This window comes from Actinoplanes sp. L3-i22, from assembly GCF_019704555.1.
Lineage (GTDB): Bacteria > Actinomycetota > Actinomycetes > Mycobacteriales > Micromonosporaceae > Actinoplanes.
In genome coordinates, this window is sequence record NZ_AP024745.1 from 1,843,288 (window position 1) to 1,858,483 (window position 15,196).

Sequence of the window (15,196 nt, forward strand, 5' to 3'; positions counted from 1 at the left end):
GAGCGGGAGTGGCGGCGCCTGAGTGAGCCCGGGAGGGGATCAGGCGGGCGCGGCGGCGCGGCGGGAGGTCTGGCGCCAGCGCAGCACGATCGCGGTGGAGAGGATGAAGCTGATGATCGCCGGGGCGATCGTGATCGGGCTCATCCTGCCGGGGGCGACCACCGCGGCGCCGATCACGGCGTAGGTGACCGTGGACGGGATGGCGGCGATCGTGGTGCCGAGCAGGTAGCGCTTGCGGCAGACGCTGGTGGTGCCGTAGGCGTAGCCGACCAGGCCGAACGGGGCCAGCGGAAGGAACCGGACCAGGAGCACCGCGGCCAGGCCGCGACGGTTCAGCCAGCCGTCCAGGCGGGCCAGCCGGCCGCCGGCCTTGGCCTGCAGCACGCCGCGGCCGGCCCAGCGGCCCAGATAGTAGGTGGCGGTGGCGGCGATCAGGGCGGCGGCCATCGCGGCGATCGCGCCGGTCGCGGCACCCAGCAGGGCGCCGCAGGCGACGGTCACCGCGGTGCGCGGGACCAGGACCGACAGCAGCAGGCCGCCGAGGACGGCGACCGCGACCGCGGCACCCGGGCCGAGCGCGACGACCGCGTCGCCGATCTCCCGCATCGGGAGCAGGGCGGCCGCCGCGGCGAGACCGCCGATCGCGACGGTGAGCAGGCCGAACCGGACGAACCGGTGCTTGCGGCCCACCGGCGTCCGCTCCGCCGCGGCCCGGTCGACGACCACGACGGCGGTTGAGGCTGAGGGGACCGGGTCGAGGACCGCGGTCGCGGTGGGCTGGCTGATCGGCGCAGCCTGAGAGTCCCCGGGAAGGGCGCCCGTGGAGTGATCAGGTTTGTCGGTCATGCAGGCCTACCGCCCCAACTGTCGTCGGTTCAGGACAAGGTCGTGCTGCTGTGTTCCGCGCTCGTCTTCGTCGTCATGTGGTCCTCACGCCGGGAGGGCGGCGGCGAGCCGCTCACCCCGGAGACGCTCGGACCAGGTGTCGTCAAGGGGCGCAAGCCTATCCGCGCCGGTGGACCAACGCAGTAGCAGATCGGCTAGCGCTGGGTTGCGAGACAGCGCCGGACCGTGACTGTAGGTCCCGATGATCTTCCCGGCCCAGGCTCCCTCGGTCTGGCCGTCGTTGCCGATGCCACCGGTCACCCGGGCCAGCGGCGCGGCGTGCGCGCCCAGGTGGGTGCGGCCGCCATGGTTCTCGAAACCGGTCAGCGGGGGGAGCCCGAGCCGCGGATCGATGTCGCCGCGGAGCTCGCCGACCGCGCGGGTCTCACCGCGGTCGGAGTTGATGTCGAGCAGACCGAGCCCGGCACATTTGGTCCCCTTGGCGAAGAACGAGTGACCGAACAGCTGGTAACCCGCGCAGATGGCCAGAACCGAAGCACCCTGGGCGACGGCCCGGTGCAGACCGCCGTCGGTGATCAGCCGCTGGGCGGCGAGCGCCTGCGGGCCGTCCTCACCGCCGCCGATCAGGTAGATGTCGGCGGTGGTCGGCATCTGCATGTCCGAGCGGACCTCGTAGGTCTCCACCGGGATGCCGCGCGCGGCCGCCCGGTGCGCCAGGATCAGCATGTTGCCCCGGTCGCCGTAGGTCGACAGCAGATCGGGGTAGATCCACACGATCCGCAGCGTGCTGTCGTTCATCTCTGGACCTCTGTCCTACGGTGCGGGAACGGCTCAGTTGACACGGTCGAGCCCGGCTCGGATGTCCTGGAACGCCGTGTAGTTGGCGATCACCTCGAGACGGCCCGGCGGCACCTGCGCCAGCGCCTCGTCGAAGGTGTGTACGTGCTGGAACGGGACCTGGTTCACCTGGAGGCGGACGGCCAGGTCGTACGCCCGGTCACCGGTGATCAGCACCGGCCGGTCACGCAGCGGGGCGAAGTCGACGTCCCACAGCCAGGAGGTGTCCAGACCGTCGGGGTCCCGCGCGTTGATCGAGAGCAGGGTCGGCGCCTGGTCGGCCATGTCGAACGCCTCGAGCCAGCTCGCCGGGTTCTTCGCCAGGAGCAGGCGGATGTTGCGGCCGTCCCGGTCGACCTGCGCGTACCGCCCGGCGATCGAGGTGACCCGGGAGAGGCGGGGCAGCGCCTCGATCGGGCGAACCCCGAACTCGCCGGCGACCGCGAGCGCGGTGGCCGCGTTACCCAGGTTGACCTTGCCGGGGAGCTGCAGCTTGACCAGGTGCCAGTCGCCGCGCGGGTCGATGACGCCGTCCTCCTCGACCACCCACTGCGGGGCCGGGCGGCGGAGCGGGCAGCCGGTGCACCACCAGTCGCCGTTGGCCCGCTCGATCGGGTGCCCGCTCTCCGGGCAGACGAACGAGTCGTCGTGCCAGCGCTGGCCGGCACTGAACCAGGTGCTCTGCGGGCTGGAGCTGGCCGCCCAGACGACCATCGGGTCGTCCGCGTTCGCCACCACCTTGATCTCGGGGTGGCCGGCGAGCGCGGTCTTCCACAGCTGCGCCATCATCGCCACCTCCTTCGCCCGGTCCAGCTGGTCCCGGGAGAGGTTGAGCAGCGCGACCACCTTGGGCCGGGTGGCCTGGATCACCTGGGGCAGGTAGTGCTCGTCGGTCTCCAGCACCGCGAACGGGGTGTGCCCCTCCTTCGCCAGCGCCGAGGTGTGCCCGGTGGGCATGTTCGCGCCGTACCCGTTGGTGGCGACCCGGCCGAGCACGCCGAGCGCGGCCGCGGTGAGCCGGGTCGTGGTGGTCTTGCCGTTGGTGCCGGACACGAGCGCCACGGCACGGCCGGACGCCAGGTGGGCCAGGAGGTCCGGATCGATCTTGAGACCGATCCAGCCGCCGATCACCGACCCGTCGCCGCGTCCCGCGGCCCTGGAGAGCGCGGCCGCCGTCTTCGACGCGGTGGTCGCGACAATGGCCCGTAGAGGCATCTTCCCGTCCGTCACGCCAGCGAGGGTACCGGACCCGAGGGTTACGTCGAGTTGCCGGAAGGCCTGGATCACCGGACCAGGCCGGGTAGTCCGAACGGGTTACCACGTTTGCGCCGATGGTTGACGTTCCGCGATCACGAACGGGTTACCACCTGAGTTTTTGTGTGTTCTGGTTCACTGGGGGTGATCGACAGTGCGTGTGCGGTCGACTACGAAGCGCGATGACATTTGTCTCGCGGAGGTAACAAACTGGACAGGGGCCAGTGTGCCAACTACGCACAGTGACGAGACGGCGTCTAACGTTCATGGGCGAAGTCGGGTACCAAAGATTCACCGGCGGCATCCGCTCGCCGGTTCGCGCTCAACCGGTTCACGCCGAGCCCTGCCCCGGACCGGTGGACGCGACCACCTGCACGAACAGAAACGCTGACTAAGGCATCAGGGGGCAGGGACGGGGGAACCAATACCCGGTCCGCGCCGCGCCGTCCCACCCGACGACGCGGAGGCAGGACCTTGGGGTGAAGCCACCACACGGTGGCCGGGCAAGCCTTCCCGCCCGAACCCGACAGCTAACCTCGCAGGCGTGCCGGAGGGAAAACCTGACCGTGCACGAACACCGTTCGGGCCGCCACCGCGCGAGCCGCAGCCGTCGCATGTCCGGTGCCACCACCGCGGCACTTTCTCTGGGGTTCTGCCTCTGCGCCGGCCAGCTGATGGCTTCGTCACCCGCGTCCGCGGCGACGACACCCACCGCGCAAACCGCGACCACCGCCGCCGAGTCGGCTGCGGTGAAGCCCACGTTGACCTACCGGGTCAACACCCTGAACCTCGCCTGGGGTTCGACTCTCAAGGTCACCGCCAAGGTCATCGACCCACGTACCGGGAAGATCGCCAAGGGCACCGTTCGCCTGCAGGGGTACCGCAACGGCAAGTGGGCGAACCTGGACACCGACACGTCCAAGACCGGGACGGTCACGCTCACGTCCAAGCCGAAGTCGGCGATCTACATCCGGACCGTCTTCACCGGGTCCGGGTACACGCAGTTCACGAGCATCCGCAAGAAGGTGTCGATCAAGGCCAGCGGCGCGAAGGTGCTGGCCGAGGCGAAGTCGCACACCGGCGCGCTGTACAAGTTCGCCGCCGCCGGGCCCAAGCGCTTCGACTGCTCCGGGTTCACCAAGTACGTCTACAAGAAGGCGGCCGGCAAGTCGCTGCCGCACAAGGCGAACAGCCAGCAGAAGTACGGCAAGGCGGTCAGCAAGTCGAGCAAGAAGGTCGGCGACCTGATCATCTTCCGGTCGGGGTCGTACGGGTACCACGCGGGCATCTACGCCGGTGGTGGGTACATGTACGACTCGCCGCACACCGGCGCCCGGGTCGGCAAGCACAAGATCTACGGCAGCAACTACGTCGTACGTCGTCTGGTCGCCGCCTGATCGGGGTCGATCCGCTCGGCGCGCCTGCCGGGCGGCGGTTCGCCGCCGTGACGGCTGACGCCGGGCAGTGATCCGCCGGGTGGTTGACGGCGGGCGGGGCCTGGCTGCTGGAGGTCTCGCCGGACGTATTCGGCGGACAGCACCAAGTAAATAAGGGACAACGCCAGTGGGGCGCGACCCGAACCCGGGGTCGCGCCCCACTGGCGTTCCCACCCGCCCGGCCGGGCGGGTGGGGCTGCCTCGCGCCGCCGAAAGCAGCCCTGATCGCCGGCCGCCGGTCTCGGCCGGCGTTGAGGGCTGCCTCGCGGCGCGGGAATGGGCCTGAGCGCCAGCAGGTCTTTGCCGCAGCCGGCGGCCTCGATCACGCTGCCGGCGGTGCGGGCGGTCACCGCCAGGAGCCGCCGCAGAGCCGGCGGCGCCGCCGCGGTCGAGCCGAGGGCGGCGGCGCGGCTGGGGGGTGTTTGTGGAGGGATTGCGCGCTCCACAGTCGCCGCTCGTGGGCTCCACTTTCCTCCCTCGCGGCGCTCCACTTTCCTCCCCACCCGCGGGTGAATCCCTCCACCAGGGGGTTTTCGGCCGGTTTGCGCGGGACTTATCGAACCTCGTGCGCCGGATGTCGGAAACCGGACCTCGTGGATCATGCTCGCGCCCTCCACTTCGAGCCACCCCCTGTGAACTGGGATTACGTCCGCGAAAACAGCTCGCGAGCACTCGCTTTCGGGTTGCAGGTGGAGGGAAGTGGAGTAGAGTGGGGCCCAGTGGCAGGACCGAGGAACCGAACCATGGGACTCGACCCGCGGAGCCTGCCGGCCCGAGTTGACAGGCGGTCCGCCCCCTCCGCGAAGGGGTAAACCGCCACGGCAAGGGGGTGGGGGCCGGATGTTCCTCGGCACGCATACCCCCCGGCTGGACGAAAAGGGCCGGCTGATCCTCCCGGCGAAGTTCCGCGACGAGCTGGCGGGAGGTGTCGTGATCACCAAAGGACAGGAACGCTGTCTGTACGTGTTCCCGATGCCGGAGTTCCAGCGCATCGCGGGCCAGCTGCGCGAGGCGCCGGTGACCAACAAGCCGGCGCGGGCGTACAGCCGGGTCTTCTTCGCCAGCGCGCACGACGAGGTTCCCGACAAACAGGGCCGGGTCACCATCCCCGCACATCTGCGGGAGTACGCGAGTCTCGGCCGGGATCTCGTGGTGATCGGGGCCAGCACCAGGGTCGAGATCTGGGACAAGCAGTCCTGGGACGACTACCTCTCGGCGAGCGAGCAGGAGTTCGCCGACATCGAGGAGGGGGTGCTGCCCGGCGGACTGTAGGGCGTGGCACTCGGTGGGCCGCTGGGAGTGCGGCCCGGACGCCACTGCTGCCGTACTGCGAGATCTCCAGCCGCTCCCGCTCCTGGCGCCTCTTCCCCGGCGCCAGGCGCGTGTCCGGGTCCGGGTTCACCGGGGCACGGACAGAGCGGATGGGGATCTGGCGGTACGGACGGGCGGCCGGGCCGGAACGGGCAGCGATATTGGTAACAACCGAGTGTGAAACGCGAACGGGTGGGTCAATGGGGGTCGACATGGGGGAGCCGCGCGGCACGCACGTTCCGGTGCTGCTGGAACGGTGCCTCGATCTGCTCGGCCCGGCTCTGGCCCGGCCCGGCGCGGTGCACGTCGACTTCACGCTGGGTCTCGGTGGGCACGCCGAGGCGGTGCTGGAGCGGTTCCCGGAGGCGGTCCTGATCGGACTGGACCGGGACACCGAGGCGCTGGCCCATTCGCGGCACCGGCTCGCCCGCTTCGAGGAGCGGATCCATCTGGTGCACGCCGTCTACCACGAGCTGCCCCGGGTGCTCGACGAGCTGCGGATCCCGGCGATCGACAGCGGGCTGTTCGACCTGGGCGTCTCCTCGTTGCAGCTGGACGAGGCGGACCGCGGGTTCGCCTACGCCCAGGACGCCCCGCTGGACATGCGGATGGACCAGTCCCGCGGGATCACCGCGGAAGAGGTCGTCAACACGTACGAGCCGGGTGCGCTGGTCCGCATCCTCCGGCAGTACGGCGAGGAGAAGTTCGCCCCGCGGGTGGTCTCGTCGATCGTGCGGGAGCGGGCGAAGGCCCGGATCGTCTCGACGGCCCGGCTGGCGGAGCTGATCAAGGACGCCATCCCGGCCGCCGCGCGGCGAACGGGTGGAAATCCCGCGAAAAGGTCGTTCCAGGCACTACGCATTGAGGTCAACGCCGAGCTTGACGTGCTCGAATCCGCTATTCCGGCGGCTTTGGACGCGTTGTCGCCCGCCGGGCGACTTGTGGTGATGAGTTATCAATCTCTGGAGGACAGGATCGTCAAGCGCGCGCTCACCGCGAGGGCGCGCAGCACCGGGCCGATCGACCTGCCGGTCGAACTGCCCGGGACGGGTCCGACGCTGCGGCTGCTGACCAGGGGGTCAGAACTGCCCAGCGAGGCGGAGGTGGCGGAGAACCCGCGGGCGGCTTCGGTGAAGCTGCGCGCGGTGGAACGGATCGACGAGCTTCAGAGCAGGGCGAACCAGCAGCCCGGGACCGGCCGCGAGCGGCCCCGGACGGCTGGCAGAGGTGGGGGACAGGGGCGGCGACGCCCGGGGCCGAGCCATGAGGGGGAGGGGGAAGCATGAGCGAGCGAACGAACGCGCCGCGGTCGGGGGGCCGTGCGGCGCAACCGCGGTCCACGGCCGGCGAGCGTGGACGCGGGGCGGCCCGCGAGGCCGCGACCGGCGGGATCGACGCGCGGGGGGCGCGTAGGTCCGGCCGGACCGGTGCCGGCCCACGGGGCGCCGACACGCGCCGGTCCGGGATGCGGAGCGACGAGGGGCGCGGGGGCGCCGGGCTGCGCGTCGAGGGGGACATCCAGGTGCAGATCGAGGGCACCGCGGCGAAGCGGCTGGACACCGGCGAGGCAGCCGTTCCGGTCCTGCCCCGCCTGCGGGTCGCGCCGCCGATGCCGATCCGGGCGCCGCGGCCGATGTTCGCGGCCGGCCTGATCGCCCTGGTGCTGCTCGGCGTGGTCGGCATTCAGCTGATCAACACCAAGGCCATGGAGCAGACGTTCCGGCTCGAGGCGCTGCGCAAGAACCAGGCCACCCTGGACGAGCAGCAGCAGGAGCTGCAGCAGCAGCTGAACCAGGTGTCCAGCCCGGGCAACCTGGCGGCCGCCGCGCGCCGGCTGGGCCTGGTGCAGGCGAACCCGCCGGCGATGATCCGGCTGCCGGACGGCAAGATCATCCGGACGCCGTCGCCGGGCAAGGGCCAGACCTCGGTCACCGCCCAGGAGTCGCTGACGACGGGCGCCGCGAACGCACCCGCCACGCCGGCGACCCAGGGCGCGACCGGCCAGAACGCGACCGGCCAGAACGCGACCGGCCAGAACGCGACCGGCCAGAACGCGACCGGTCAGAGCACCACGGGTCAGAACACCGGCCAGACCGCCGACGGCCAGAACGGCGCCGACCAGAACGCTGTGGGAACGGGGCAGTAAGCCGTGTCGCCGCGAGCCGACGACGAGACGCCGCGCCGGGGCACTCCGCCCCGGCGCGGCGCGTCCCGTGCCGTCCCCGCCGAGGGACAAGACGAGCCCGAGCGCCCCGAGCGGCGCGGTTTCTCCGGCATCGGTGAGGCGCGGGCGTACACGCCGCGCGGCCGCACGGTGGCCGAGCGCGGACGCACCCCGCGGACCGGGCGCACCGCGGACCCGTTCCGGCCGGCGTTGCAGGTGGTCGAGGGCGGCGAGGGCGGGACCCGGGCCCGGCAGCGCGGCGCACGCCCGGCCGAGCCCCGCGAGACCGGCCGCGAGCGGACCGAGAAGCGCACGCCGGAGAAGCGGACGCCGGAGAAGCGGGAGCCGCGCGAGGCGCGGGAGAACAAACGCGAGACCACCCGGGAGACCGCCGCGCCGGCGAAACGGCCGCGGCCGGCCGAGGCGCGCGACGATTTCCGGGTACGGCGTGATCCCCCGCCCGCCCGGGCCGCCGCTTCCCGCCGTACCCCCAAGCCGGAACCCGGACCACGGCGGACGGTGACCGAACGCAGCCGCCGCGGCCCGGTCCGGGCGCCGGCCCGCCGGCCCCGGCCGGTGCCGGCCGAACCGCCGAAGCTGGCCAACAGCACGCGCCGCCTGCGGCTCGGCACGGTGCTCGCGCTGTCGCTGTTCGTCATGATCGGCGTGCGGCTGGTGGTGCTGCAGGTGGCGACGTCGCCGACCGAGGTGCAGAGCCTGGTCAAACTGCGCGAGAAGCGGCTCAGCACGGTCGAGCTGCCGGCGCCGCGGGGCAGCATCATGGACCGCAACGGGGCGATCCTGGCGAACAGCGTCGAGGCGCGGTACATCTACGCCGACCCGGAGAACGAGAAGCTGCAGCGCGACGTCCCGGGCACGGCCGGGAAACTGGCCCCGCTGCTCGGCGTCGCGCCGTCCACGCTGATCGCGCTGATGCAGCGCAAGCAGGTGATGGGGACCTGGCTGAAGTTCCGCTACCTGAAGCGGGGCGTGGACATCTCGATCGCCGGCGAGATCGAGGCGATGAAGCTGCCGGGCATCTACACGCACATCGACGAGCGGCGGGACGTGCCCGGCAAGGACCTCGCGGCGAACCTGATCGGGTTCACCGGGGACAACCAGCACGGCCTGGAGGGCCTCGAGGCGCGCTACGACGACCTGCTGCACGGCACCGACGGCAAGCGGGTCTTCGAGACCGGTGCGGGCAATCTGAACGTGCCCATCACCGGCGGCTACGAGCAGGAGACCGCGGCCAAGCCGGGCAGCTCGCTGAAGCTGACCATCGACCGCTGGGTGCAGTACAACACGCAGCGGATCCTGGACGCCGAGGCGGAGAAGAACCACGCCACGGTGGCCGGCGCGGTGGTGATGGACATCAAGACCGGCGAGATCGTGTCCCAGGCCAGTTACCCGTCCTACAACGCGGCCAAGCCGCAGGACTACGACCCGGCGGACCGGATCGACGTGCCGACCGCGGTGGTCACCGACCCGGGCTCCAGCCACAAGCCGTTCGTGATCGGGGCGGCCCTGCAGGAGGGGCTGATCACGCCGGACTCGACGATCGAGGTGGCGCCGGCGATCCGGAAGGGCGACACCTCGTTCAAGGACAGTCACCAGCAGGCCAAGGGCACCCAGCTCTCGATCGCCGGGATCCTGGCCTACTCGTCCAACGTGGGGACCATCCGGATCGGCGACCAGCTGGGCAAGGACAAGATCTACGAGTACCAGCAGAAGTTCGGGCTGGGCACGGCGACCGGCGAGGGCATGCCCGGCGAGGCGAGCGGGCTGCTGCTGAAGCCGGACGAGTGGAGCGGCTCGGCGTACGGCTCGGTCCCGATCGGCCTGAGCGTCTCGGCGACCCTGGTGCAGATGGCGGCCGGCTACGGCGCGATCGCCAACGACGGCGTCTACATCCAGCCGCACCTGATCAAGTCGACGATCTCCGGCGCCGACGGGACGGAGACGCCCGGGCCCGCCCCGGAGACGCACCGGGTGCTGGACGCCAAGATCGCCGCCCAGCTGCGGACGCTGATGGAGGCGGTGACCGAGGACGACGGCACCGGCGTCAAGGCGCAGGTCCCCAGTTACCGGGTGGCCGGCAAGACCGGCACCGGCGGGATGGTCGTCGACGGGCAGTACACCAGCCACAACGCGAGCTCGTTCGTGGGCATGGCGCCGGCCGAGAACCCGCGCTACGTCGTCGCGGTCGCGATGGACGTGGCGAAGGGCACCGGCGGCGAGGTGGCCGCCCCGGCCTTCTCCCAGATCATGTCCTACACCCTGCTTCATAACTTTGTGCCACCGTCCACCACGAAGCCGCCGACCTTCAAGATCCATGGATGAGATCAGGGCGCATGGCGTTGACGGGAACGCGCGGAGTACCGGGTAGGGTCTGACGCCGTGTCCGGCATTCCCCGACCCGAGACCGTCGCACCGTTGCCGTTGAGCCAGCTCGCGCAGCTGCTCGAGGCCACGCTGCACGGTGGTGACATCGCTGTCACCGGGGTCACTCACAGTAGTGGCGCAGTGCGCCCTGGCGATCTTTACGCGGCGCTGCCCGGCGCGAACCGGCATGGTGCCGAGTTCGTCGCCGACGCGGCCCGGCTCGGCGCGGTGGCGGTGCTGACCAACCCGGACGGGCGCGACCTCGCGCTCGCCGCCGGGTTGCCGGTGCTGGTCGCCGAGGATCCGAGAGCGGTGCTCGGCGCGGCCGCCGCGGCGATCTACGGCGAGCCGTCCCGGCGGCTCACCATGATCGGCATCACCGGGACGGCCGGGAAGACCTCGACGTCGTACCTGGTGGAGGCCGGGCTGCGGGCGGCCGGGAAGGTCACCGGCCTGGTCGGCACGGTGGAGACCCGGCTCGGCGACTTCGTGGTCAAGAGCGTGCGGACCACCCCCGAGGCGCCCGACCTGCAGGCGATCCTGGCGGCCGGGGTGGAGCGTGGCGTGTCCGCCGTGGTGATGGAGGTGTCCAGCCACGCCCTGGTGATGGGGCGGGCCGACGGGATCCGCTTCGCGGCCTCCGGCTACACCAACTTCGGCCAGGACCACCTGGACTTCCATCCGACGTCGGAGGAGTACTTCGCGGCGAAGGCCCGGCTGTTCGACGGCCGGTCGGCGATCGGCGTCCTGAACTACGACGATCCCGCCGTCATGTCGCTCTCGTCACCTGAAACGGTGACTTATTCGGCGACCGGCGACTCGGCGGCGACCTGGTGGGCCGCCGACGTGCGGCCGTCCGCCTTCGGCCAGCTGTTCACCGCGCACGGGCCCGGCGGCCGCACCGTCGCGACCGGCGTGGCGCTGCCCGGCCTGCACAACGTGGCGAACGCGCTGCTCGCGCTGGCGCTGCTGGCCGCGGTCGGGATCGACCCGGAGGTCGCGGGCCGCGGGATCCTGGAGTGCCGGGGCGTGCCCGGCCGGCTGGAGCAGGTCGAGGCGGACAGCGAGGTGCTCGGCGTCGTCGACTACGCGCACAAGCCGAACGCGATCGTCGCCGCCCTGGCCGCGCTGCGCGAGCTGGCCACCGCCCGCGGCGGGCAGCTGATCTGCGTGCTCGGCGCCGGCGGCGACCGGGACCGGGGCAAGCGCCCGCTGATGGGCGAGGCCGCGGCGCACGGCGCCGACCTGGTGATCATCACGGACGACAACCCCAGGACCGAAGACCCTTCTTCGGTACGGGAGGCCGTGCGCCGTGGCGCCGAGGAGGCGCACACCGCCACCAAGGTGGTCGAGGTGGCCGGCCGCCGTGCGGCGATCGACGAGGCGGTCCGGCTGGCCGCGGCCGGCGACGTGATCGCCGTCCTGGGCAAGGGCAACGAACAGGGTCAGGAGGTGAACGGCCAGGTGCTGCCGTTCGACGACCGGATCGAGCTGGCCGCGGCACTGGGCGGTCGCTCATGATCCCGCTCTCCCTCGGCGAGATCGCCACGATCACCGGCGGTCGCCTGGTCAACAGCGACGGCGCGGAGACGGTCACCGGCGGGGTCGAGTACGACTCCCGCAAGGTCGGCCCGGGCGGCCTGTTCGTGGCGTTCGCCGGCGAGAAGGCGGACGGGCACGACTTCGGCCCGAAGGTGGTCGCGGCCGGCGCGGCCGGGGTCCTCGGCACCCGCGACGCCGGGGTGCCCGGTGTGGTGGTCGAGGACCAGCTGGACGCGCTGGCGAAATTGGCCCACGAGGTGGTCGGGCGGCTGCCCGAGCTGACCGTCGTCGGGCTGACCGGCTCGTCCGGCAAGACCACCACCAAGGACTACCTCGGGCAGCTGCTGTCCCGGCTCGGGCCGACCGTGGCGCCGGCCGGGTCGCTCAACAACGAGCTGGGCTTTCCGTACACGGTGCTGCAGGCCGACGAGAAGACCCGCTTCCTGGTGCTGGAGATGGGCGCCCGCGGGGTGGGGCACATCCGGTACCTGACCGACATCGTCCGGCCGTCGATCGGCGTGGTCCTGAACGTGGGGGCGGCGCACCTCGGCGAGTTCGGGTCGGTCGAGGGCACGGCGCTGGCCAAGGGGGAACTGGTCGAGGCGCTGCCGGCGGACGGCGTGGCGGTGCTGAACGCGGACGACGCGCTGGTGTCGGCGATGGCGTCGCGCACCGGGGCGCGGGTGCTGCTGGTCGGCGAGGCCGAGGGCGCGGACCTGCGGGCCACCGAGGTCGCGGTGGACTCGGCGGGGCGGGCTTCGTACGTACTGAAGCATGGTTTTGATCGGGGAGAGGTCCGGCTCGGGGTGGCCGGACGGCACCAGGTGGCGAACTCGCTGGCCGCCGCGGCGGTCGCGCTGACCGCGGGGATGGCCTTCGCGGAGCTGCTCGTCGCGCTCGGCGAGGTGGGCATCGTCTCCGGCCGGCGGATGGACGTGTTCGAGGGTCGCAACGGCGCGACCGTCGTCGACGACTCCTACAACGCGAACCCGTCGTCGACCGCGGCGGCGCTGCACGCGCTCGCCGCGATGGGGACCGGCAAGCGCACCACCGCCGTGCTCGGCTACATGGCCGAGCTCGGTGACCACGAGGTGCCCGGGCACGCCGAGGTGGGCCGCCTGGCCGCCGAGCTCGGTGTGGACCGGCTGATCGTGGTGGCGGAGAACGCCCGCCCGATCCTGGACGGGGCCGCGGAGGTGGGCGGATGGCGGGGCGCCGCGCACCTCGCCGCCGACCAGGCCGCCGCGATCGAGTTACTCCGGAACGACCTGCGCGCCGACGACGTCGTGCTGGTCAAGGGTTCCCGGTACCGCACATGGGACGTCGCCGACTGGCTCCGGCGTTCCGAGGAGGTTCAGCCCACGTGAGGGCAGTCATCGTCGCGGCCGCGGTCGCCTTTCTCATCTCGCTGTTCGGCACCCCGGTCGCGATCAGGGTCTTCTCGGCGCTCAAGGCCGGACAGCCGATCCGTACCCTCGGCCCCGCCTCGCACCAGGGCAAGCGGGGCACCCCGACGATGGGCGGCGTGGCCTTCATCCTGGCGACGGTCTTCGCCTACGTCGCCGGCCACCTCGCCCTGACCACGCTGCCGGACCGGCAGATCGCCCAGGAGCGGCCGACCATGACCGCCCTGGTCCTGCTCGGGCTGCTGGTGTTCTGCGGCGCGGTCGGCTTCATGGACGACTTCCTGAAGATCCGCAAGCGCAACTCGGACGGTCTCAGCGCCAAGGGCAAGCTGCTCGGCCAGCTGATCGTCGGCACCGCCTTCGGTATCGCGGCGCTCTACTTCCCGAGCACCAACGGCCAGACCGTGGCCAGCGAGAAGATCTCCTTCATCCGGGACGTGAGCTGGCTGGACGTCGGCAAGGTCGGCGCGGTGATGGTCTTCGTCTTCGTGATCATGGCGATGTCCAACGGCGTGAACCTGACCGACGGCCTGGACGGCCTGGCCACCGGCTCGTCGATCCTGGTCCTCGGGGCGTACTCGCTGATCGGCTTCTGGCAGTACCGGCACTGGTGTGGTGACGACAACTACCGGAGCACCAGCGCGCTCACCGAGGCGCACTGCTACCAGGTGCGAGATCCACTGGAGATCGCGCTGATCGCGGCGGCCGCGGCGGCCGCCCTGGTCGGCTTCCTGTGGTGGAACACCAACCCGGCCCGGATCTTCATGGGCGACACCGGGGCGCTCGGCCTCGGCGGCCTGATCGGCGGCCTGGCGGTGGCCACCCGGACCACGCTGCTCTCGGTGATCATCGGCGGGTTGTTCGTGATCATCACGATGTCCGTGGTCATCCAGATCATCTCGTTCAAGACGACCGGTAAACGGGTGTTCCGGATGTCGCCGCTGCAGCACCACTTCGAGCTGGCGGGCTGGTCCGAGGTGAACATCGTGGTCCGGTTCTGGATCATCGCGGGCATCTGCGCGTCGATCGGCCTGGGCCTGTTCTACAGCGACCATCTGGCGGTCATGGGTTAGCGAGGTTCGGCGTGACCGGGGGGCTGTGGCGATCGCGCCGCGGCCCCCCGGCGTTTCCCGGGGTGTTGGCCAATGCCGCCGTTTTCCCCCGAAAGGGTCTGATTTCTTCCTAGGCTGATGAGCGCCAACCATCGCCCAGAGGACGGATCCATCGATGATTTCTCGTGTCCTGCTCGCCTCGGCGGGTGCCATGGCAACCGTACTGGCCGGCGCCACCGCGGCGGTCGCCGGCGACCGGGCCACCCCACCGCCGGGCACCGCCGACGCCTTCGCCGCGGCGACCGCGGTGGTCGCGACGATGCGGGTGTGCGTGGTGCGGAAGACCGGCGCCATGCGCTGGGTCTCCGCCGACACGACGAGCTGCCGGAGTGGCGAGACCATGCGGTCCTGGAACCAGATCGGCCTGCGCGGTGTCCCGGGCCTCCCCGGCGCCCCTGGCGCGCCCGGCGAGCCTGGCCCGGCCGGCTCGGTGGGCCCGTCGGGGCCGCCCGGTGCGTCCGGTCCGCAGGGCGCTACCGGCCCGGCCGGCGCTACCGGCGCGACCGGTCCCACGGGTGCTGCTGGTGCCACCGGCCCTGCTGGTGCCACGGGCCCTGCTGGTGCCCCCGGAATGATGGGTATGCCCGGGATCAGTCTCCCCGGTATCCCCGGTCCTGCCGGTCCCACGGGCCCCGCTGGTCCCGCCGGATCGATGAGCGTCGTCTCGGAACCTACGGTTCTGAACTCCGGCTCCACTACCTACGAGGTGACCTGTAGCTCGGGTCAGGCCATCGGCGTCAGCCTCGTCGTAGCCGCGGCGGATGCCGGCAAGTTGATCGGCAGCTACCGGCATGCCTCGATTCTCACCAAATGGGAGCTCATCTTCTCGCCCGCCCTGTCGGTGAACGCCTCGGCATATACCTTGTGCGCCGCCTGACCGTGGTCGTGGCGCACGCGACAAAC

12 protein-coding genes and 1 riboswitch are annotated in these 15,196 nt (G+C 71.5%); of the genes, 9 read left to right on the forward strand and 3 right to left on the reverse strand.

Annotated elements, in window-relative coordinates; genetic code table 11:
* Positions 1-39 precede the first annotated feature (39 nt).
* The 3 genes from L3i22_RS08500 to L3i22_RS08510 all read right to left on the reverse strand — a co-directional run bounded on the left by L3i22_RS08500 (position 40) and on the right by L3i22_RS08510 (position 2,898).
* Positions 40-846, reverse strand: coding sequence for a TVP38/TMEM64 family protein (locus L3i22_RS08500; RefSeq protein WP_221326423.1), 807 nt, complete (start codon positions 844-846; stop codon positions 40-42).
* An 84-nt stretch (positions 847-930) separates the two neighbouring features.
* A complete protein-coding gene (locus L3i22_RS08505; protein WP_221326424.1) occupies positions 931-1,644 on the reverse strand; it encodes a type 1 glutamine amidotransferase in 714 nt (237 codons plus the stop codon).
* A 33-nt stretch (positions 1,645-1,677) separates the two neighbouring features.
* On the reverse strand, positions 1,678-2,898 hold the full coding sequence (locus L3i22_RS08510; RefSeq protein WP_221329857.1) for a Mur ligase family protein: 1,221 nt from the start codon (positions 2,896-2,898) through the stop codon (positions 1,678-1,680).
* A 414-nt stretch (positions 2,899-3,312) separates the two neighbouring features.
* Positions 3,313-3,497: riboswitch (cyclic di-AMP (ydaO/yuaA leader) on the forward strand.
* Positions 3,498-3,551: 54 nt separating this feature from the next.
* Between L3i22_RS08510 and L3i22_RS08515 the strand changes: the two genes are divergently transcribed.
* The 9 genes from L3i22_RS08515 (at position 3,552) to L3i22_RS08555 (ending at position 15,170) form a co-directional block, all read left to right on the forward strand.
* Positions 3,552-4,334, forward strand: a complete 783-nt coding sequence (locus L3i22_RS08515; protein WP_221326425.1) for a C40 family peptidase — start codon at positions 3,552-3,554, stop codon at positions 4,332-4,334.
* 879 nt (positions 4,335-5,213) lie between these two features.
* Positions 5,214-5,645 (forward strand): division/cell wall cluster transcriptional repressor MraZ, encoded by a 432-nt coding sequence (gene mraZ / locus L3i22_RS08520; RefSeq protein WP_221326426.1) that lies wholly within the window; start codon positions 5,214-5,216, stop codon positions 5,643-5,645.
* 149 nt (positions 5,646-5,794) lie between these two features.
* Positions 5,795-6,970, forward strand: a complete 1,176-nt coding sequence (gene rsmH, locus L3i22_RS08525; protein WP_370644416.1) for a 16S rRNA (cytosine(1402)-N(4))-methyltransferase RsmH — start codon at positions 5,795-5,797, stop codon at positions 6,968-6,970.
* A gap of 179 nt (positions 6,971-7,149) precedes the next feature.
* Positions 7,150-7,830 (forward strand): hypothetical protein, encoded by a 681-nt coding sequence (locus L3i22_RS08530; RefSeq protein ID WP_221326428.1) that lies wholly within the window; start codon positions 7,150-7,152, stop codon positions 7,828-7,830.
* Positions 7,831-7,998: 168 nt separating this feature from the next.
* Positions 7,999-10,191, forward strand: a complete 2,193-nt coding sequence (locus tag L3i22_RS08535) for a penicillin-binding transpeptidase domain-containing protein (RefSeq protein WP_370644529.1) — start codon at positions 7,999-8,001, stop codon at positions 10,189-10,191.
* Between the two features lie 57 nt (positions 10,192-10,248).
* Entirely contained in the window at positions 10,249-11,754 is a 1,506-nt protein-coding gene (locus L3i22_RS08540; RefSeq protein WP_221326430.1) for a UDP-N-acetylmuramoyl-L-alanyl-D-glutamate--2,6-diaminopimelate ligase, read from the forward strand.
* Positions 11,751-13,142, forward strand: coding sequence for a UDP-N-acetylmuramoyl-tripeptide--D-alanyl-D-alanine ligase (gene murF, locus L3i22_RS08545; RefSeq protein ID WP_221326431.1), 1,392 nt, complete (start codon positions 11,751-11,753; stop codon positions 13,140-13,142). Before L3i22_RS08540 ends, murF begins: the two co-directional genes overlap by 4 nt.
* A complete protein-coding gene (mraY, locus tag L3i22_RS08550; RefSeq protein WP_221326432.1) occupies positions 13,139-14,254 on the forward strand; it encodes a phospho-N-acetylmuramoyl-pentapeptide-transferase in 1,116 nt (371 codons plus the stop codon). The genes murF and mraY overlap by 4 nt, the downstream gene beginning before the upstream one ends.
* A 691-nt stretch (positions 14,255-14,945) precedes the next feature.
* The gene (locus tag L3i22_RS08555; protein WP_221326433.1) at positions 14,946-15,170 is read left to right on the forward strand and encodes a hypothetical protein; all 225 of its coding nucleotides are present in this window, start codon (positions 14,946-14,948) and stop codon (positions 15,168-15,170) included.
* Positions 15,171-15,196 lie beyond the last annotated feature (26 nt).